Genomic DNA, 17,775 nt, shown 5'->3' with positions numbered 1-17,775 from the left:
ACTTGGCGGGGAACCAGGACCTTGACGACGCCCCGGTTCAGCCGTACAACGGACACGCCTCACGGCAAGCGCTGGAGGTTTACTCGCGCCTGGCGCTGGGCGAGGCGCCGCAGGAGGACGACCGGGGCATCTCCCGCCTTCCTGACTAGCCCTCTTGCGAGCGGGCGCCGCTTCCCTGACGGAACTCCCAATAGGAATGGCACCTCTTGTTCTCCGAATCTGTTTCGGCGTTTGGAAAACCGCGTAGCCTGGGAGACGAAGTGCCGGGCACTCCCGCCTGTTGCCCCGTTCCGGTGTCCAGACACGAACGCCTGGTCAGGAGCGCGGTCGGGATCAGGAGACACCGTCCGGTGGGGAGGTGGGGCGTGCGGCAGGAGGTGACCTTGGGCATGACCCGCGCTCTGCGCGCCGTGGCCTCCCGGCGAGCCGGTGTGGCCGTGGGGCTGTGGGGCGAGGCGGGCATTGGCAAAAGCCACGCGGCAGCCGAACTCCTGCGCGGCCTGCCCTGCGTCTGGCTCAGCCTGCCCGCCGTCCGTCCACTCCACGCCCTGGTGGCGGCCCTGCCGCGTTCCCCACGGCTCCCCGGGTGGGCCGAGCGTTCGTTCGAACGGCTCCTGGCGGACGAGCCCGCCGACCCGGCCCTGGTGGTGGACACCCTGGTCACTGCCCTGGTCAGCTCGGCGCCCATCGTCTTGCACCTGGACGACCTGCACGAGGCGTCCCCCGAACGCGCGGCGCTGATTGACGCGCTCGCGCAGGCCGTCACCCGCTCTCGTGGGGTGGGGCTGGTGGTGGGCAGCCGTCAGAGGCCGCCCGAGGTGTTTCGCAGCGCGCGCCTGCCGCCCCTGGACCGCGAAGAGTCGGCCAGGCTTCTCGAAGGGCAGGCCCGCCCACCCCTGCCCCCGGAGGGCCTGGGGTGGGTGTACGACCGTGCCCGCGGCAACCCGCTGTTCACGCTGGAGTTCTGGCGATACCTGACGCGCCAGGGGCATTTCTGGTCGGACGGGCAGCACTGGCACTGGCGCGCGCCTCCCGGAACCACCACCCCTGCCAGCGTGGAGGCCATCATCGCGCAGACCCTGACGGGCCTCGGGGATGACGAGCTGCTAGGCACACTGCGTGTCCGGGCCGTGCTCGGCGAGGCTGGGGCCGACGAGACGCTGTGGGCCCGGGTGGCCGACCTGCCCCCCGACGAGTTGCTGCGCGTCCGGGGGCGGCTGGAAGCCCACGGTCTCCTCCGGGGCGTCCACTTCGCCCACCCGCTCTTCGAAGAGGTGGCGCGGGCGGAGACGCCCCCCGGGACCCGGCGGCAGATCGCGCGCCAGGCGGTCCAGGTCCTCACGGACGACCCCGAACGTGCGGCCGAGTTTGCCGAGGCGGCGGGACTGGAGGAGGCGCAGCTTTACCTGTTGCTGGAGGCGGCCCACCGACAGGCCGAGGCCCGTGGGGACCGGGCGGGCGCCGCCCGCTGGCTGGTCCGGCTGCTCCCTCACCTGGAGGCCAGCGGGCGGGTGCAGGTGGCGCTCCGGGCCGCGCGCGACCTGTTGCCCTTCGACCTCAGGCAGGCGGACACCCTCTCCGAGGTCGCGGCCTCGGGCACGCCGCCCGATCCCCACGCCCTCATCTTGCGCGCAGAGGTGCTGGCCCGCCTGGGGCGGACCGGGGACGCCGAGGCGCTGCTGGCCGGGGGAGCGGACTTCCCCGATCTGGACGAGGCGCGCTGGCGGACCCTGATTTTCGTCCGGCACCTGCGGGGCCGCCGCGAGGACCTGCTCGCGCTGTACGCGGCGCACCCGGAGTTTCACGCCGGGGCCGACACCTTTACCTTGTCGCACGTCTGCTTTGCCCTGAGCAGCCTTGGCCGCGTGGACGAGGCCGAACCTCTGGTGGAGCGGATGCTGGCCCGCGAGCCCCAGGGCGCGCGCGACGGGTATTTCGCCTGGAACCTGCGGGCCATCACCTTCACCCGGCAGGAACACCTGCAGGAGGGGGCCGCGGCCTTCGAGCGGGCACTGGCGCACGCCCGCGAGGACGGCGCCCCCGGGTTGATCGCGCAGGCCCTGAGGAACTCCGCCGTCGCCTGCCGTAGGTTAGGCCGGTTAGAGGACGCCCGCATCAAGCTGCGCGAGGCGCTGGGCTGGAGTGCCCAGTTCGGGAATCTGCGCTTTTACACCCAGGTGCAAGACAGCCTCGCCCGGCTGCTGGTGGACGAGGGCCATTGGCGTGAGGCGGAAGCCTGCTTCGAGCAGAGCGGGGCGGTGTACGCGCGGCACGACCTCCTCTCGCCGCGCTGCGAGAACCACCTCGACCTCGCCTCGCTCTACCTCGACTGGCGGCCCGCCGCTGGACCACCGCTGGCCCGGCGGCACGCCCGGGCGGGCCTGGCCCTGGCCCGCGAAATCGGAGCCCCGAACCTGCTGGCCTGGGGGCTGACCTGCGCCGCCCGCGCCGAGGCGTGGAACCGCAACGCCCCGGAGGCCCTGGCCCTCGCCCGGGAATGCCGCGACCTGGCGCGGGCCCACCCGGACGAGACGGCGCGCGGCTGGTTCGCTCTGGGCGCGGCCCTGGAGGCGGACGGACAGACCGCGCAGGCCTGCCGGGCGTACCTCACCGCGTCGGAGGTGTGCGCGCGGGAGGGCGACGCCGTGAATGCCGGACGCGCCGGGCTGGAGGCCGACCGCCTGCGGGGGGACGAGAACGCGGCCCGCAGGCGCTCCGGGTGGTTCCGGGCACAGGGCCTGCTGGGGTACGCCCGGCTGGCCGTCCGCTCTTTCCCGGCGCTGGAACAGGAGGGGCCCGCCCCAGGTCCCCCGACTCCTCCGCTCCTGCTGCGGGTGCTGGGGCGGCCGGGCCTGGAGCGGGACGGCCAGGCGCTCGCGGGGCGCGGCCGCAAGCGCCTGGAACTGCTGTGCTGCCTGCTGGAGGCGCGGCTCTCGGGTCAGGCCGAGGTGAGCGTGCTGGGCCTCCTCGACGCCCTGTATTCCGGCGAACCTGAACCCCAGGCCAAGCTCACCCTGCGCCAGCACGTCTACCTGATCCGCGGGGCGCTGGGCGCGGGGAGCATTTGCAGCACCCCCGGCGGCTACCGACTGGGCGACGAGGTGACTTCGGACGCGGAAGGCTTCCTGGCGACCGGCGACCCCGCCCTGTGGCGCGCGCCGTACCTGGAGGGGCTGGGCGAGGGCTGGGTCCCGCAGGCGAGAGAGGCGCTGACGCTGGCCCTGCGCGCCGGGGTGGAGCGCCTGTCTGTCACCGACGCCCGGGAGGGTGCCCGACTGGGCCTGATCCTGCTGGAGATGGAGCCCTACGACCCGGAGGCGCTGCGGCTCACCCTGGAGGCCCTGCGGGGCAGTGGGCAACCCCGCGTCGCGGCGGCGCTCTACACCCGGCAGCGGGAGGGGTGGGCCGAGATCAGCCTGGCGTTGCCCCCCACGCCCGAGGAATTTCTGAGCGCCCGCGTGTCCGGTTAGGACCTGCCGCACTTCCCCGACCGGCCCTAGACCGGGGTCGCCCCCTCCCGCTCCTGCCGCTGGCGCTGCTCCAGCTCCCAGTAGTAGCGGACCTTCTCGTCGAGGTAGGTCAGATGGCCTTGCAGCTCGGCGAGCCGGGTCATCAGGTCCCGGCGGTGCGCCGCCAGCAGCTCGTAGCGCGCCCCGAAGCTGGCCCGCCCCTCGCGTTCCAGCGCCACGAAGGCGCGCATCTGCTCTATGGGCATCCCGGTGCGGCGCAGCATGGTCAGGAAGCGCACCCGGCCCAGGTCGCCTGCTGTGTAGAAGCGGTAGCCGCTGCTCGACCGTCCGGGAGGCGAGAGCAGCCCGGCCCGCTCGTAGTAGCGCAGGGTGTGGACCGTGACGCCACTGCGCCCGGCAGCCTCCTGAATGGTGTACGTCTCCTCCACGGCTCACCTCCGAACGCCAGTATCCACCCTCGTGCGCGCTCGAAGGTTCGGGGGTGATTCCGGACGCGCCCGGTTCCGCCAACGTTCCCCCCGGCACCGCCAGGACAGCCGTTCGGCCCGCCTGGCAGGGGGCTTGACTGCGTGCGCGCTCGAATTTCTAGGCTGGGTCCAGATCACCAGCGCCGCGTGCCACAGAGGAAGCGTGTGCTGGACAGGATCGGGCCCTCATTCTCGCGGACCTGCCCCGGCAGGCCGCCCTCACGCGTCCGGCGCGGAGCAGGAGTCCACCATGAGCTTTGACCTCTTCGGCATCGTCGCCGGGATTGTCCGCACGCAGGCGCGGGAAACCACGCGCGGCAGCCTGCGCGATGAAATCCGCCCGCCACTCGACGAGTGGACTATCTATCAGCAGGACGTGCGGGCGGCGCGGGACCTCGGCCATTCGGCCTACCCGCCGGGACAGGCCGTTCCCGGCGTCCTCGCGCCCTGTCCCTGTCAGCCCCTCCCGGTACGGCCCTGACCCTTTCCGGCGTGCCCGGCTGCTCAGCCTGGGGGCCTGCTCACAAGCGGGGAACGTTGCCCCCCACGCTCTCAGAGAACGCGGCGCCTCAAGCCCCGTTCCACCGCCCCCCGGACGCCTGTCCCGAGGAGGTCACCCCCGCGGGCTGAACCGTCAGATGCGGAAGCAACACCTGCACGAGCGGCCCGATCAGCAGGGCGTAGGCGACGGTTCCCACACCGACCGGGCCGCCCAGCAACCATCCGGCGATCAGGACCACCCCCTCGATCCCGGTCCGCACCAGCCGCACCGAGCGGCCCGTGCGCCGCACCAGGCCGGTCATCAGGCCGTCGCGTGGCCCCGGGCCGAGCCCCGCCCCGATGTACGCCGCCGTGGCGAGCGCGTTGAGCAGCACGCCGCCGACCAGCAGCCCGAAGCGAGCGGGCAGCCCGGAGACCGGCGGCAGGAGCGCCAGGGCCGCGTCCACCGCGAGGCCGATCACCAGGACGTTACAGACCGTGCCCAGCCCCGGCCACTGGCGCAGGGGCAGCCACAGCAGCAGCACCAGGGCCCCCGCGACGTTGACGACCGTGCCCAGGCTCCACCCGAGGCGCTGTGCGACGCCCTGGTGAAACACGTCCCAGGGATCGAGCCCCAGATGTGCCCGCACCATCAGGGCGAGGGAAACGCCATACAGCGTGAGGCCCACCAGAAGCTGAACGAATCGCCGGATCATCATGCACCCAGCATTTTCGAGACTGGCTCATATATCTAGTGCCAGTTCGCCCGAAGTGGCCTTATGAGGAGGTCGAGCATGTGCATTTCCGCCGGGAGCCTGGAGCCGCCCGCTCGGTTGTTCAAACGGCGTGTGAGGCAAGGTCCTGGCTCACACGCCTCTGGGATAGGGCGGAGGACCCATGGGGGTAGGAAGCGTCCAGCCGGTCACCGCCCGGTACGCCCGCGCGAGCCGGGCCACTGCCTCCCTCAGCGCGGGCTCCGGCAGGGTAAACGGCACGCGCATCTGCCGCTCGAACAGGCCCCCCTCGGTCCCGAAATGGGCGCCCGCCAGCACCCGCACGCCGTACCGCTCGCTCGCCCCCGCCAGCACCGAACTGACCGGACGCGGCAACGTGGCCCACAGCGACAGGCCCCCTTCCGGCACGTGGTAGCGCCAGTCGGGGAGCTGCCCGGCGAGTTCTTCGAGCAGGGCGGCCCGCTGACGCCTCAGCAGGTCGTGGCGGGCGGCCAGGATGGGCGCCTCCTCCGCCAGCAGATGCGCCGCGGCGAGTTGCTCCAGCACGGGCGTCCCGAGATCGAGGGCCGAGCGGGCGCCCGCCAGCCGGGCGATCAGGGGGCGCGGCGCCCGGATCCAGCCGATTCTCAGGCCGCCCCAGACGGACTTGCTCAGCGTGCTGATGCTCACCACCTCCCCCCAGCGGTCGTGGAGCGCCGCAGGGGGTGGAATCGGCCCGTCCAGGGCGAGGTCCGCCGAGGTCTCGTCCACGATGACGGTGGTGCGGCTCTCGTGGGCCGCGCGCAGGGTGGCGCGGCGCTGCTCGGGCGACATGCAGTGGCCGGTCGGGTTGTGGAAATCGGGAATCAGGTAGGCCAGGCGCGGGGAGGTCTGGCGCAGGGCGGCCCGCAGCGCCTCCACGTCCCAGCCCCCCTCATCCAGCGCGACGGGCACGAGGCGGCCGCCCACCCGCCGGAAGGCGTCCAGTGCGTACAGGTACGTCGGGTGATCGACCAGCACCCGGTCGCCCGGGGAGATGAGCACCTGCACCAGCAGCCCCAGGGCGTGCTGCGCGCCGAACGTCACCATGATCTGTTCGGCGTCGGTCGCCAGTCCCCGCGCCGTATAGCGCCGGGCGAGGGCCGCGCGCAGGGCCGGCAGGCCCAGCGGGTCGTACCCGTGGGTGGGCAGGTGCGCGGGCAGCGCTTGGAGCGCGGCCATATACGCCTGATGCAACACGCCCCCCGGCGCGGGCAGCGTGGCGTAGGCGAGGTCGAGCAGCGGGTCGAGCGGCCCGCCGGAGGTCGGCGCGGCCCCGAACGGCAGGGTCAGCGCGGCGGTCCTCACGGGCAGGGCCGTGGTGCCGCGCGTGCCGTGCCTCGTGACCACGAAGCCCTCGTCGCGCAGGGCGGCGTAAGCGGCGGTGACGGTTGTGCGGCTGACGCCCAGCGCGGCGGCCAGCTCGCGCTCGCCGGGCAGCCGGGTCTCCAGCGGCACCCGCCCGTCGAGGATGAGCTGGCGCAGCGCCCCCGCCAGGTCCCGGTACGCGGGGCCAGCGGCGGCCCACTGTCCCAGCACGCCCCGCAACGTCACCGTATTCAGCCCGCGCGCCCGCATGGGCCACTCTACCTCAACTGGCTATGGAAGAGAGAACCACTTCAGAGGAGGTTGGGCCGCATGGCGACCAGAGCGTTCATCCGGCCACCGTGGCTCGCCCACCCTTCAGCCGTCCGCTTCTGTTCCTTGATCAAGTTTTGATCGGGTTCACATGACACTTCCTTCCGGGAGAGGGAATGACCCCGCCCACAGGTAAAGGAGTCGAGATGGGTCCATAAGCGGGCAAGAACAAGCCCTCCCACCGGCCAGACCGGGGGAAGGCCGCCTCTCAACACCACGCGGGCGAGCGGCGCCGAGGAGGCGGGGGCGCGGCTGGCACCGACCCGATGCCGGACGACCGGCGGAGGCAACACACGATGCACACGAAGACCGAAGATGACCGCTCCTGGCACCCCCTCGCCCTTCTCGGCCCCCTGATGCTCGCCGCCTGTGCGGGCAGCCCCGATCCCGCCCCCGCCCCGGGCGGGGAGACCCGGCAGCTCACCTTGCGCGGCAAGACCGTCACCGTGGACGTGGTGGGCGAGTACGCCACCGTCGAGGGCGACATCATCGTCGGCAAGCTGGCCGATCTGGAGCGGGGCAAGCTCAGCCCCCAGAGCGTCTTCCGCGACGCGCCCGTGGACTACCGCTGGCCGGGTGGGGTCGTGCCCTTCGCCTTCGAGGCGTCCGTCACCGCGCTGGGGCGGCAAAACGCCCTGGCCGCCATGCGTGCCTGGGAGGCCGTCACGCCGGTGCGCTTCGTGGCGCGGTCCACCGAGGCCGACTTCATCAACTTTCAGGCGGGGACCCAGGCCGACTGGTGCTTCTCGTCCATCGGGCGGCAGGGCGGGCAGCAGGCGGTCTTGATGACCTCCTCGGGCGACTGCTCGGCGGCGACCCTGACGCACGAACTCGGGCACACCATCGGCCTGTGGCACGAGCAGACCCGCGAGGACCGCAGCCACCACATCAACATCCAGTGGGCGAATTTGCGCGACGGGCTGTGCCGCAGCGCCTTCGAGGAAAAGCATATCGCCGACGGGCTGGACATCGGCGCCTACGACCTGAACTCCTTGATGCACTACGACCGCTTCGGGTGCAGCGTGAACGGCAACCCCGTGTACGACTCGATTCCGTCGGGATTGCCCATGAACGGCGGCGAGCGCATCAGCCCGCTCGACCGGGCGGCGGTGGACTGGCTGCACCTGAGGAACTGGATCGTCTCGGACGGCGGGGCGAGGATGTGGCGCAACTTCGGCGGCTCGGGCCACCAGGCCGCCGACCTCGCCACCGGGGACTTCAACGGGGACGGACGCACGGACCTCTTCACGGTGGACACCAGCCGCTGCCTGTGGTTCGTCGCCACCTCGCAGGGCAATGTCGCCGCCCCCTGGGTCACCCTCAGCAGCGGCAAGTGCGAGGGTCTGGACGTGCTGCGCCTCGGCGACTTCGACGGCGACCGCAAGACGGACGTGTTCGTCTCCTCGGGGGGGACGTGGTGGCTCTCGCGCGGCGGAGTGGACTGGTGGACCGAGCTGAACACCTCCTCGGTGGCACCCTCGCAGCTCGGCTTCGGGGACTTCGACGGCGACGGGCGCACCGACGTGTTTTACGGCAACGGCAGGGCGTGGTTCGTGTCCTACGGCGGCGCGACCCCCTGGCAGCGCGTCCAGACCTCGGCCCTCAAGGTGCCCGGCCTGCGCTTCGGGGATTTCGACGGGGACGGACGGACCGACGTGTTCCGCACCACCAACGGGACGTGGTGGGTCTCGTCGGGCGCCACGGAACCCTGGGCCGAGCTGAACACTTCTTCTGCCCCCCTGAGCGCGCTGAAGTTCGGGGACTTCGACGGCGACCGCCGCACCGATATCTACCGCACGGACGCGCAGCAGGGCTGGATCGTCTCGTCCGGCGGGAGCGGGCCGTGGACGCCGCTGCCCGACTCCCTACGGATGCCCCCCTTCACGGCCCCACCCAGCGGCTTCGTCTTCGGCGACTTCGACGGCGACGGGCGGCGCGACGTGCTGGGCACGCTGCGCTGACGCCCCTAGAAATTCCCATTCATCCAAGGAGCCCCCATGCCCACCAAGACCCTGATCCCGCTGCTCGGCCTGACCTTGCTCCTCGGCGCGTGCGGCCAGCCCTCGCCGCCTCCCTACGGCTCGCCGAACCTCACGGCGTCGGCCCTGACTCCCTGCCCGGCCTGCACCTGGCAGGACCTCGGGCCTCAACCGCTCGACGTGAGCCCCGACCACTTCTCCGAAGGCACCTCGCTGACCCTGGCGGGGGGGCAGGCCCTCGTCGCGTGGTCCGACCTCGCCGGGCCGCAGATTCAGGTCTTCGTGCGCGAGGCGCTCGGCGCGGGCTGGAGCGCGCCCGTGCTCCTGAACGCCGAGGGCGGCGAGGCCGTCACGCCCTCGCTGGCCGCCGACGGGACCGGCAGCGTGGCCGTGGCCTTCACCCAGGCCAGCGGCGGGCGCACCGTGATCCGTGTCAAGCGCCGCGTGGTGCAGGGCGGCGCCTCAAGCTGGGTTCCGCTCGATCCTCTCTCTGACCAGGGCCTCAGCGCGAATGGCCGCGCCTTTTTGCCGCACCTCGCGCTGCACCCGGACGGTACGCCGTACCTGGCGTGGACCGAACAGGTCGGCGGCCAGCTCAAGGTCTACGTGCGGCGCTACCGGGGCGGCACGTGGCAAAACCTCGGGGCCAACGCGGACGGCAGCCTCGACTTTGGCAACAACCCGAAGGTGGCGATCAACCGCAACGGCCTGTTCGTGGCCTACACCCAGAACTCGCCGGACGGCCCGCGCGTGGCCGTGCGCCGCTGGAACGGCAGCGCCCTGCAAGCCGTGGCCTCCCCCAGCACGGTGGGCGGCGCGGGCGGCTTCTCGCTCGCCGTGGACCCCCTGGGCGCAGCGGTCGTGGCCGTGACCGAGTTCAGGAATGGCCACCACGACGTGCTCGTCAAGCGGCGCAGCGGGGGCGGGTCGTGGGTCACGCTGGGCGGCCCGCTCGACCTGAACCCGGCGGCAGAGGCCAACCAGCCCTCCTTGATCGTCACGCCCGACCAGACGGCGGTCGTGTGGGCCGAAGGCGGCGCGCTCGTCATGAAGCGCTGGGACGCGGCAGCCGGGCGCTGGACCCTCGTCGGGGAGCGGATCAACCCGCCGGGCCGGGCGCGGCGCCCGACGCTGGCCGCCGCGCCCGACGGCGTGCCTACCGTGGCCTTCGACCAGGGCGACGGTCAACTGACCGACATCCGGGTGCGCCGCTTCGGACCCTGAGCAGGGCGGGGTCCTCCCCGCCCCCCCTTTCCCCAGATCGGAGTTGCCATGTTCGGACTGATCATCGTTTCGCCCCTGCTGCTCGCCGCCCCGCTGCTGCTGACCGCCCACGTTCAGGCGGACCGGCTCGTCCGGCCCCGGCGCACCCACGCCGCCCACAGCCCCGACCACCTGGGCGTGACCTCCTGGGAGGACGTGAGCTTCACCACCGCCGACGGTGTGCCCCTGCGTGGCTGGTTCGTGCCGCCTGCCTCAGGTGCAGACGGGGCGACGGTCGTCTGTGCCCACGGCACCGGGGGGCACCGCGGCCACCTCCTGCTCCACGCGGCGGCCCTGCACCGGGAGGGGTACGGAGTGTTGCTCTTCGACCTGCGCGCTCACGGCGAGTCGGGCGGGCGGGTGAGCGGTCTGGGACTGCACGAGGAGCGTGACGTGCTCGCCGCGCTGGAGCACGTCAGAACGCGGCCCGACGTGGACCCGGGGCGGGTCGCGCTGCTGGGACACTCGATGGGTGGGGCGGCGGTGCTGCGGGCCGCCGCACGGACACCGCACGCACGCGCCGTCGTCTCGGTCGCCAGCGCGGCGAGCCTGGCCTCGAACGTGGCAAGCGGTGTCCGGGCCTTCACCCGCCTTCCCGTCCCCGCACTTGCACCGCTGATCGTGTGGGTGGCCGAGCGGCGGGTGGGGGCGAGGATGCGCGACATGCGGCCCGTGGACGACGTTGCGCGGCTGCAAGACCGGCCCCTGCTCCTCATCCACGGGGACGCGGACCGGGTGGTGGGCATCGAGAACGGGCGGCGGCTGCGCGAGGCCCACGGGAGCGCGCGTCTGCTGGAGATTCCGGGCGCGGGCCACCTGGGCGTGATCGGTCCCCGGCACCTGGCCCGGTACCGCGCGGAGTTGCTCGGCTTCCTGCACCTGCACCTGCGGTCCGAGATGACCGGTGGGGCCCCGATCTCGGAACTCGGGTCCCGGCCCGGGGGTGAACATACCCGGGGGTGAACATAGTCGTGCCGAACAGGGGACGGCCCACACCTGACCGTCGTGATGGAGGCCGCCTGGAACCATAGGCGGCGGCCCGCGTCTCTGGGGAGAGCTGTGATGCCGGGGGACACTCTCGTTGCTCCCCCGACGCCCCGCTCAGGGTCTGAGGCGCGTCAGGGCGAGTGGACTGGTCCGGCTCCCGCAGGAGAGCGAGAAGAAAAGACCGACTTGCGGCGACGGACCCTGGGCGGGTCACCCTCCGCCGTCTCCTGCAAGACAGGCGCAGGGCCACCCCTGAACCTCCGGCCACTGAGAACATCCGGACAACCCACCGGATGTTCTGGAATTCGAGCAAGTTGGGATCACACCAGGCGCCAGCACCCCACACCATTGAACTGAATACTGTTCGCTGTTGAGGCAAGTATGCCGCGCGCGGTGAGGCGGGATAGGCGCGGGCGCGCGTCGTTCGGGACGTCGCAGCGCCGGGGCCTGCCGACCTTCGACACCCATCGCCGAACCTGACGCAGAGCTGGCGAGGTCAGACCCACCGGAACTTTTGATCGATTTGTGAGTCGGGCCCGCCGACACTCCGTCCACGCTTGGCGCCTCCGGGTGCGCCGCTGCGGAGGAGGGCGGCCTCCTTCCCCGGGGAGCCCCGGCCCGGGCGTGAGGGGGGAGCAACGTGGGCAGGTCTGCTGAGCAGGCTGGAAGATCAACCGTTTCGTTCGCCTGGAGGTGGAAGGGATGAGGCCGGAATACTTCCGGCACGCACTGCTGGCGGGCCTGCTCGCCGCCTGCGGCCAAGACCCCGCATCGCAGGCGTCCGCGCCGGGGGCGCAGCTTCCCGGACACGCGACGAAGCCCACGCCCTCGCCCCACACGCCGCGGGCGTGTACGTGGTGGGGCGAACCTGGGGCAAGTTGTACGGCACACACCCCGGCGATGCCGGTGCCTTCCTCGCGAAGTACGACGCGGCGGGCAATCTCTCGTGGGGCCGCCAGTTCGGCACGTCCGGCCTCGACGACGCGTGGGGCGTGTCCACCGACGCCCAGGACAACGCCTACGTGGTGGGCCGAACGGGGAGTGGCGGCGCCTACGACCTCTTCCTTCGCAAGGACACCGCGGGCGGCGACCTCGCCTGGTCGCAGAAAGTCGGACCGGGGGGCAGCGGTGCCGTCGGCGGCGTCGTGGCGCACGCGAGCGGCAGCATCTACGTGCCGGTGTCCGCCTTCGGGGTCGCCAGCCTCCTCAAGTACGACGCTGGCGGCAAGCTGCTCTAGGCCCTCAGGGACCACACCCACAGCCTGCTCGGCTACTCCGACGTCACGCTGGGTCAAGACGGTTCCATCTACCTGGCGGGCACCGACCGCGACGGCATGGTGATTCGCAAAGTCACTACGGACGGCGGCATCGTCTGGACGCGCCAGGTGCACTTCCAGGCGTTTCCGTACCAGTCCGGCACGGCCGTGGCGGTGGCGCAGGATCACGTCTACCTGGTCGGCGTCTTCTGGTGGTGGGCGTCGGGCGAGTACAAGACGCTGGTCACCCAGTTCGACGCGGACGGCGCGCAGCAGTGGCAGCAGCCGTACCACAACCTGTACGGCACCGACACCGCGTGGGACGCCGGCGCGGACGGCGGCGGCAACCTCTACGTCGCCGGGTACCGGGCGGGAGGCCCCCACCCACACGTCGTCGGCTTCGTCAGCAAGATCGGACCCGGCGGGGGCCGCCGCTGTGGACCAGCGTGACCGACACGCGCGAAGGAGCGTACGCTTTCGCGGTGCTCGCGTCCTCGGCGCTCGGCCCAGTTCTCACGCCCGACCGCGTGGGGCGCCTGCCGAACCTGGAGACCGAGGTGTACACGGCGGGCTACGCCTTCGGGGACCTCGGTGCCGGTCGCGCGGGCGGCGGGGACGCCTTCCTGAGGCGGCTGGACAGCGCGACCGGCCACACGATCTGGACGAGGTAGCCGGAACTCCCCGCGATGCTCCTCGGGGCTGAACCGAACCACCCGCCGGCCGCACTCCACCGCCGTACCCCTCCAGTCAGCGAGCCACCGGGAGGCCAGCCACCACGACTGCTCTCGTCCCTGAATCGCCACTTGGGTGCGTCACCTCATCGGGGGCGCCACACCTGCCCCCCGCCCACCGCGTTCATCCGCCCGCCTTTTCCCGACCCCGGCAGGAGGTTTTGCCCATGACCCGCACGCAGCACACCCCTTCCCCCGACATGCAGGCCCTCAAGGCCCGCCTCCAGGCCACCTGGGAGAGCGGCGACTACGGCGTTTTCGCCCGGTACATGGAACCCGGCGCGCTGACGTTCCTGAAAGAGCTGGACCTGAGGCCCGGCGAACGCTTCCTCGACGTGGCCTGTGGGGCCAGGCAGCTTGTCATCCCTGCCGCGCGGGCGGGCATCGACGCGACCGGGGTGGACATCGCCGCCAACCTGATCGGGCAGGCCCGGGGCCGCGCCGCCGAGGGGCTCCCCGCCCGCTTCGACGAGGGCGACGCCGAGGACCTGCCATACCCGGACGTGGCCTTTGACGTGGTGAGCAGCCTGGTCGGCGCGATCTTCGCCCCCCGCCCGGAGCGGGTGGCCGCTGAGCTGCTGCGCGTATGCAGACCGGGGGGACGGATCGTGATGGGCAACTGGACGTCCTCCGGCTTCATCGGGGGCATGTTCAGGGTCATAGGCCAGCACGTGCCGCCCTCGCCCCTGATGCCCTCCCCGATGCAGTGGGGCGACGAGGCCACCGTGCGGCAACGGCTGGGGTCCGGGGTACGGGAGGTGCGCTTCGAACACTTCGCCTACCCCTTCGGCCCCGGAGAGGTTGTCGAGTTCTTCCGCGCCTCCTACGGGCCGACCAACCGGGCGTTCGCGGCGCTGGACGAGGACGGGCAGGCGGCCCTGCGCGCGGACCTGGAAGGGTACTGGGCCAGACACAACGCGGCAGAGGGCGGCACCACCCGGCTGGAGTCCGGGATGCTGGTGGTCAGGGCCGTGCGCCTGACACGCCCCGAGAGGCCGTGTTCAGGGGCACGCGGTTCGGGCAACGGGAGGTGCGGGTGGGACCGAGGACCCGCCTCCCCCTCTCCCCGACTCGCGCCCGGGTCCGCGCGGTCACAGGCCGTGCCGCGGCCTTCCGCGCCGGGCGTCCCTTAAGAAGAAGTGCCTGCCAGGAACCTGTCTGGCGCGGGGGGCAGGCGCTCGCCTACCTCCAGCAGCGCAGCCCGCCGCTCGGCGTACAGCGCGCGGGCCGCCGCCGTCTGTCCCTCCGCTTCCAGGGCACGCACGGCGAGGCGCAGCGCCTCCTGGTCATAGGGCGCCGCGGCACACAGCACGCGCGCGAGGCGGGCCGCGCCCCGCGTGAGGAGCGCCTCCACCCGCTCGCGCAACGCGAGTGCGAGCGCGTCGCGCACACCGGGCAGCCAGCCCTCGCCCAGCCCCTCCAGGGACGCCCCGCTCTGGCGCGGGGCGTCCCCACCGGCCAGGAAGTCCTCGGCGTCGCTCGACACTGCCCCCAGCGCGTAGCCGTTCGCGGTGCTGAGCACGGCCCCCTGGCCGAGTCCCGAGCGGATCAGGTACCCCTGCTGCTGGAGGGTGTGGCGGGCCTCGGCCTCGGGAACGCCGGGGGACAGGGCGTCCCCCAGGTCGAGCGCACTCCCCTCGGCCCGCCCCGCCAGGCGGGCTTCGAGCAGGTACGCGAGCAGTTCCGCGCGCTTGCGGTCCCGGTACGCAACGGCCTGGCCCCCGCGCGACAGGCCGAAGGTTCCCAGCACCGTCATTCGGGCGGAGGGTGGCATGGGGGGAGCTGGTGCGGGCGGCGGGGGCAAATACCGCCGCGCGCGGCCCGCCAGCGCCCCCAGCCCGGCCTCCTCGAACCAGGCCAGCAGGGCCGCCGCCCGCGCCGCGTCTCCCCCCAGCCGGGCGAGTTCGGCCTCGTGTCGGTACTCGGACACCCGCGTGCGTGTCACGGCGCGGCGCCAGCACGCCCGCGCCCGCTCCGGCTGCCCGTTCGCCTCCAGCGCGAGCGCGAGGGCCACGTCGCAGCCCCAGGCGTCCTCGTCAGAACTGGGCCCGAGAGCGGCCGCCTCCCGGGCGAGGTCGAGGGCGCGGGCCGGGTCGCCCTGCCACGCCTCGACGCGCGCGGCCACGCACAGGGCGCTGACCAGCGGGCGCGGGTTGGCGAGGGCGCGGGCGTGCGTCAGGGCGTCCCCGGCGAACTTCCGCGCCAGCACGCCGCCGTGGGGGGGCCGCCAGTCCGCGTACAGCAGGGCGAGTTCCCACTCGCAATTCACCAGGCTGTACGTCACGTCCAGCGTTGAAAGGGTGCCTTGCGCCTCCAGCAGGCTCGCCTCGGCCCAGGGAAACTGCCCCAGCCGCGCGAGGGTGGCGCCTAAGAGGGCACGGGCGTTCGCCGCGTACTGCACCCAGCCCGCCTCGGCGTAGCCCCTGACGGCGACCCTCAGGGCCTCCAGGCCGTCGCTATAACGGCCCAGCCGGGACAGGTTGAACGAACGCTCGTACTGGCACGCGGCCACCATCCCGGCGGAGCCATGTTCTTCCAGCCACGCCAGGCACTGATCGAACAGCCGCCCGGCTTCCTCGAAGTGCCCCTGCTCGGACCGAATGAACGCCAGCCGCCGCGAGAGGGCGGCGCGCGCCCGGTCCGGCAGGTCGGGCAGGGCGAGTCCCCGGGTGATGAGGTGCTCGGCGGCCCTGAAGTCCCCCAGGTTGGCGTGGACGTTGGCCGCCCGCACGACACTCTCCGGCACCCGCGCCAGCTCCGGGTGAGCCTGCCAGGTGCGCAGCGCCCGGGCGGCGTGGGTGCCCTGCGCCTGTGCGGAGAACAGCACCCGGACCCAGGGGAGTTCGCCCCGCTCCGCCTCCGGCAACCCGGCCACGAGCGCCTCGACCTCACCGCCCAGTCCCATCGCCGCATACGCGCCCGCCAGCCGCAATCGCGCCTCGCGGCTTTCTGGCTGCGCGTCGAGGGCGAGCCGGGACAGGCGCGCCCGCTCGTGCTCGGTGGCGCCCTTCCCCAGCAGGCCCTCGGCCTCCAGCGCCAGGCGGACCCTCTCCGCCCCACGCTCGCGCTCGGCGGCCAGGCCCAGCAGGCGGGCGGCCAGCCGGGTGTCCTCCTGCTGTCGCGCCCTGTCGAGCGCCTGGCCCAGGAGCGTCCGCTCCTCGTCCTCCCCGAGCCTGGCCTGCCCAATCAGGTCCACGGCCCGCGCCGGATCGCGGGTCATCAACACCTGGACGGCGCGCCTCGCGTACTCACGGCGCCGTTCCCGGGGCAACTCGCGCGCCACCACCTCCCCGATCAAAGGGTGGGCGAGGGCGTCGCCGCGCAGCATATGGCCCCGGCGCAGGGCAGCGCACGCGTCTTCGAAGGCCCCGGGCCCGATCCCGGCCACCTCCCGCCAGGTCTCCGCGTCCGCCGGGTGGCCGAGGAGGGCGCGCGCCTCCAGCACCGCGCGGGCCCCCGGGTGCGTCACGCGCGCGGTGAGCTGCGCGATCAGGGCCTCGACCGTGACGGGCAGGGTCTCCTCCGGCGGCGCACGCCAGTTCCAGCCCCGCCCGTCGCTCCACAAGAACCCCTGCCGCGTCAGGTGCCGGGTGAACTCCAGCGCGAAGAGGGGGTGGCCGCCGGTGCGGCCATGGACCCAGGCCACCCCCTCCGGCGGCACCGACGCGCCCACCTCCCCTTCGAGCAGCGCGGCCACCTCATCCAGACCCAGGGGTGCCACGTGACGGCTCAGGAAGGGCGGCGGCAACTCGGCGCGGCTGGTGGCGAGCAGCCCCACGCCGCGCGAACGCCGCGCGGCCCGGCCCAGTGCCGTGAGCAGCGCCGAGTGCTCTCCTTGCGCCTCGTGCACGTCTTCGAGGTGCAGCACGAAGGGCGCGAGCCCCGCGAGGACCGTGGCGAGGGTGGCCGTCAGGGTCTGCGGGTCGGGCAGCTCACGCGTCGTCAGCCGTTCGAGTTGCTCCACGGCCCAGGCGGCTTCCCCCCTGGGCCGTGGAAGGACGCTCAGCAATTCCGCCACAGAACTGACCGCGGGCACGCTGCGGCTCGCGCATGGGATTTCCCGCAGAACCTGACCGGCGAGAAAGGTCTTGCTGACGCCGGGCTCACCCCACACCCCCAGCGTGACACTGATCTGCCCGGACACGACGGCACCCAGGCCGCGGGCGAGGCCGGTCACCACGTCTTGCCGCACGAGAAGTGCCCTCTCTTTCGCTCGAACCCTTCGTCTCAGGGAAGTGGCCGGGTCTGAGGGGGGAAGGAGAAGGCCGGGAGGCGACCCCGAGCCCGTTGCGAACGGCAGGCAAGGTGGAGACGGAGAGCCGGCCCCGAACACTGAACTTGGGAGCGTGGTCGAACCATGCGGGACAACCGGCGCGGCGAACCAAGACTTGCCCCGCTGTCGTTGATAAGACGGCAACGCTCCACCAGTCACTTGACCCGGGGGCAGTTCAAACCGAGCATCGGCACGCTGCTGTCCATACCCCACACCGGGGGTCTCTTGCGGCGGGGGGTTGCAAGCCGGCTGGGTGCTCCGGTTGCCCGGCTGCGCCCGGCCCAGGAGAAACTGCGCGCCGACCTGACGGCGGACCCCGACCCCGGGCGCTCGGGCCCGAAGGCGGTCACCGGGAACCTCCTGTGGGCCCCGGTGGTCGACGGCCAGACCCTGCCCGCCAAACCTCCCCCAGCAGCCTTTGACTGAGATCGACGCGGAGGTGGAAGCGGCAGAGCGAGCCGATAGACTGAGACCGTCCC

The 17,775-nt window shown here is 72.6% G+C and carries 15 protein-coding genes; 11 read left to right on the top strand and 4 right to left on the bottom strand.

Annotation, left to right across the window (positions count from 1 at the left end; all coding sequences use genetic code 11):
• The first annotated feature begins 2 nt into the window (after nucleotides 1–2).
• Both A7B18_RS21755 and A7B18_RS00655 read left to right on the top strand, forming a co-directional pair.
• Nucleotides 3–149 carry a hypothetical protein gene (locus tag A7B18_RS21755; protein ID WP_180969952.1) on the top strand — a complete coding sequence of 49 codons (147 nt, stop codon included), beginning with the start codon at nucleotides 3–5 and terminating at the stop codon, nucleotides 147–149.
• A gap of 240 nt (nucleotides 150–389) precedes the next feature.
• Entirely contained in the window at nucleotides 390–3,470 is a 3,081-nt protein-coding gene (locus A7B18_RS00655) for an AAA family ATPase (RefSeq protein ID WP_146009405.1), read from the top strand.
• Nucleotides 3,471–3,496: 26 nt separating this feature from the next.
• Here the strand turns inward: A7B18_RS00655 and A7B18_RS00650 are convergent, their stop codons facing one another.
• Entirely contained in the window at nucleotides 3,497–3,898 is a 402-nt protein-coding gene (locus A7B18_RS00650) for a MerR family transcriptional regulator (RefSeq protein ID WP_102124737.1), read from the bottom strand.
• A gap of 289 nt (nucleotides 3,899–4,187) precedes the next feature.
• Here A7B18_RS00650 and A7B18_RS00645 point away from each other — a divergent pair, with 289 nt between their 5' ends.
• Nucleotides 4,188–4,418 (top strand): hypothetical protein, encoded by a 231-nt coding sequence (locus A7B18_RS00645; protein WP_102124736.1) that lies wholly within the window; start codon nucleotides 4,188–4,190, stop codon nucleotides 4,416–4,418.
• An 88-nt stretch (nucleotides 4,419–4,506) separates the two neighbouring features.
• Here A7B18_RS00645 and yczE read toward each other — a convergent pair whose 3' ends face one another.
• Both yczE and yczR read right to left on the bottom strand, forming a co-directional pair.
• Nucleotides 4,507–5,136 (bottom strand): membrane protein YczE, encoded by a 630-nt coding sequence (gene yczE / locus A7B18_RS21750; protein WP_219722071.1) that lies wholly within the window; start codon nucleotides 5,134–5,136, stop codon nucleotides 4,507–4,509.
• 147 nt (nucleotides 5,137–5,283) lie between these two features.
• The gene (gene yczR, locus A7B18_RS00630) at nucleotides 5,284–6,747 is read right to left on the bottom strand and encodes a MocR-like transcription factor YczR (RefSeq protein ID WP_102124733.1); all 1,464 of its coding nucleotides are present in this window, start codon (nucleotides 6,745–6,747) and stop codon (nucleotides 5,284–5,286) included.
• A gap of 356 nt (nucleotides 6,748–7,103) precedes the next feature.
• On the opposite strand from yczR, the gene A7B18_RS00625 reads away from it, so the two are divergent.
• From A7B18_RS00625 to A7B18_RS00595, 7 genes are all read left to right on the top strand, one after another.
• A complete protein-coding gene (locus A7B18_RS00625) occupies nucleotides 7,104–8,768 on the top strand; it encodes a M12 family metallopeptidase (RefSeq protein WP_180969951.1) in 1,665 nt (554 codons plus the stop codon).
• Nucleotides 8,769–8,804: 36 nt separating this feature from the next.
• Nucleotides 8,805–10,010 carry a TolB-like translocation protein gene (locus A7B18_RS00620; RefSeq protein WP_102124731.1) on the top strand — a complete coding sequence of 402 codons (1,206 nt, stop codon included), beginning with the start codon at nucleotides 8,805–8,807 and terminating at the stop codon, nucleotides 10,008–10,010.
• Between the two features lie 48 nt (nucleotides 10,011–10,058).
• Nucleotides 10,059–11,012 carry an alpha/beta hydrolase gene (locus tag A7B18_RS00615; RefSeq protein ID WP_102124730.1) on the top strand — a complete coding sequence of 318 codons (954 nt, stop codon included), beginning with the start codon at nucleotides 10,059–10,061 and terminating at the stop codon, nucleotides 11,010–11,012.
• A gap of 881 nt (nucleotides 11,013–11,893) precedes the next feature.
• On the top strand, nucleotides 11,894–12,274 hold the full coding sequence (locus tag A7B18_RS00610) for a hypothetical protein (protein WP_146009404.1): 381 nt from the start codon (nucleotides 11,894–11,896) through the stop codon (nucleotides 12,272–12,274).
• A gap of 96 nt (nucleotides 12,275–12,370) precedes the next feature.
• Entirely contained in the window at nucleotides 12,371–12,742 is a 372-nt protein-coding gene (locus tag A7B18_RS00605) for a hypothetical protein (RefSeq protein ID WP_102124728.1), read from the top strand.
• Complete coding sequence (locus A7B18_RS00600) at nucleotides 12,739–12,963, top strand: hypothetical protein (protein ID WP_102124727.1); 225 nt, start codon at nucleotides 12,739–12,741, stop codon at nucleotides 12,961–12,963. The genes A7B18_RS00605 and A7B18_RS00600 overlap by 4 nt, the downstream gene beginning before the upstream one ends.
• A gap of 227 nt (nucleotides 12,964–13,190) precedes the next feature.
• Entirely contained in the window at nucleotides 13,191–14,156 is a 966-nt protein-coding gene (locus A7B18_RS00595) for a class I SAM-dependent methyltransferase (RefSeq protein WP_102124726.1), read from the top strand.
• Here A7B18_RS00595 and A7B18_RS00590 read toward each other — a convergent pair.
• Complete coding sequence (locus tag A7B18_RS00590) at nucleotides 14,153–17,215, bottom strand: ATP-binding protein (protein ID WP_102124725.1); 3,063 nt, start codon at nucleotides 17,213–17,215, stop codon at nucleotides 14,153–14,155. The genes A7B18_RS00595 and A7B18_RS00590 overlap by 4 nt on opposite strands.
• A gap of 240 nt (nucleotides 17,216–17,455) precedes the next feature.
• On the opposite strand from A7B18_RS00590, the gene A7B18_RS00585 reads away from it, so the two are divergent.
• Nucleotides 17,456–17,722 carry a hypothetical protein gene (locus A7B18_RS00585; protein ID WP_102124724.1) on the top strand — a complete coding sequence of 89 codons (267 nt, stop codon included), beginning with the start codon at nucleotides 17,456–17,458 and terminating at the stop codon, nucleotides 17,720–17,722.
• Nucleotides 17,723–17,775 lie beyond the last annotated feature (53 nt).

The sequence above is a fragment of the Deinococcus planocerae genome, from assembly GCF_002869765.1.
Taxonomy (GTDB): Bacteria; Deinococcota; Deinococci; order Deinococcales; family Deinococcaceae; genus Deinococcus; species Deinococcus planocerae.
Note: the sequence above shows the minus strand (reverse complement) of the source record. Positions and strands in the feature narration are given on the sequence as shown.

Excerpts from the sequence above, each read along its gene's own strand:
- A7B18_RS00605 (WP_102124728.1), top strand. The coding sequence starts at position 12,371 with ATGGTGATTCGCAAAGTCACTACGGACGGCGGCATCGTCTGGACGCGC.
- yczR (WP_102124733.1), bottom strand. The coding sequence starts at position 6,747 with ATGCGGGCGCGCGGGCTGAATACGGTGACGTTGCGGGGCGTGCTGGGA.
- A7B18_RS00625 (WP_180969951.1), top strand. The coding sequence starts at position 7,104 with ATGCACACGAAGACCGAAGATGACCGCTCCTGGCACCCCCTCGCCCTT.
- A7B18_RS00620 (WP_102124731.1), top strand. The coding sequence starts at position 8,805 with ATGCCCACCAAGACCCTGATCCCGCTGCTCGGCCTGACCTTGCTCCTC.
- A7B18_RS00645 (WP_102124736.1), top strand. The coding sequence starts at position 4,188 with ATGAGCTTTGACCTCTTCGGCATCGTCGCCGGGATTGTCCGCACGCAG.
- yczE (WP_219722071.1), bottom strand. The coding sequence starts at position 5,136 with ATGATGATCCGGCGATTCGTTCAGCTTCTGGTGGGCCTCACGCTGTAT.
- A7B18_RS00655 (WP_146009405.1), top strand. The coding sequence starts at position 390 with ATGACCCGCGCTCTGCGCGCCGTGGCCTCCCGGCGAGCCGGTGTGGCC.
- A7B18_RS00595 (WP_102124726.1), top strand. The coding sequence starts at position 13,191 with ATGACCCGCACGCAGCACACCCCTTCCCCCGACATGCAGGCCCTCAAG.
- A7B18_RS00615 (WP_102124730.1), top strand. The coding sequence starts at position 10,059 with ATGTTCGGACTGATCATCGTTTCGCCCCTGCTGCTCGCCGCCCCGCTG.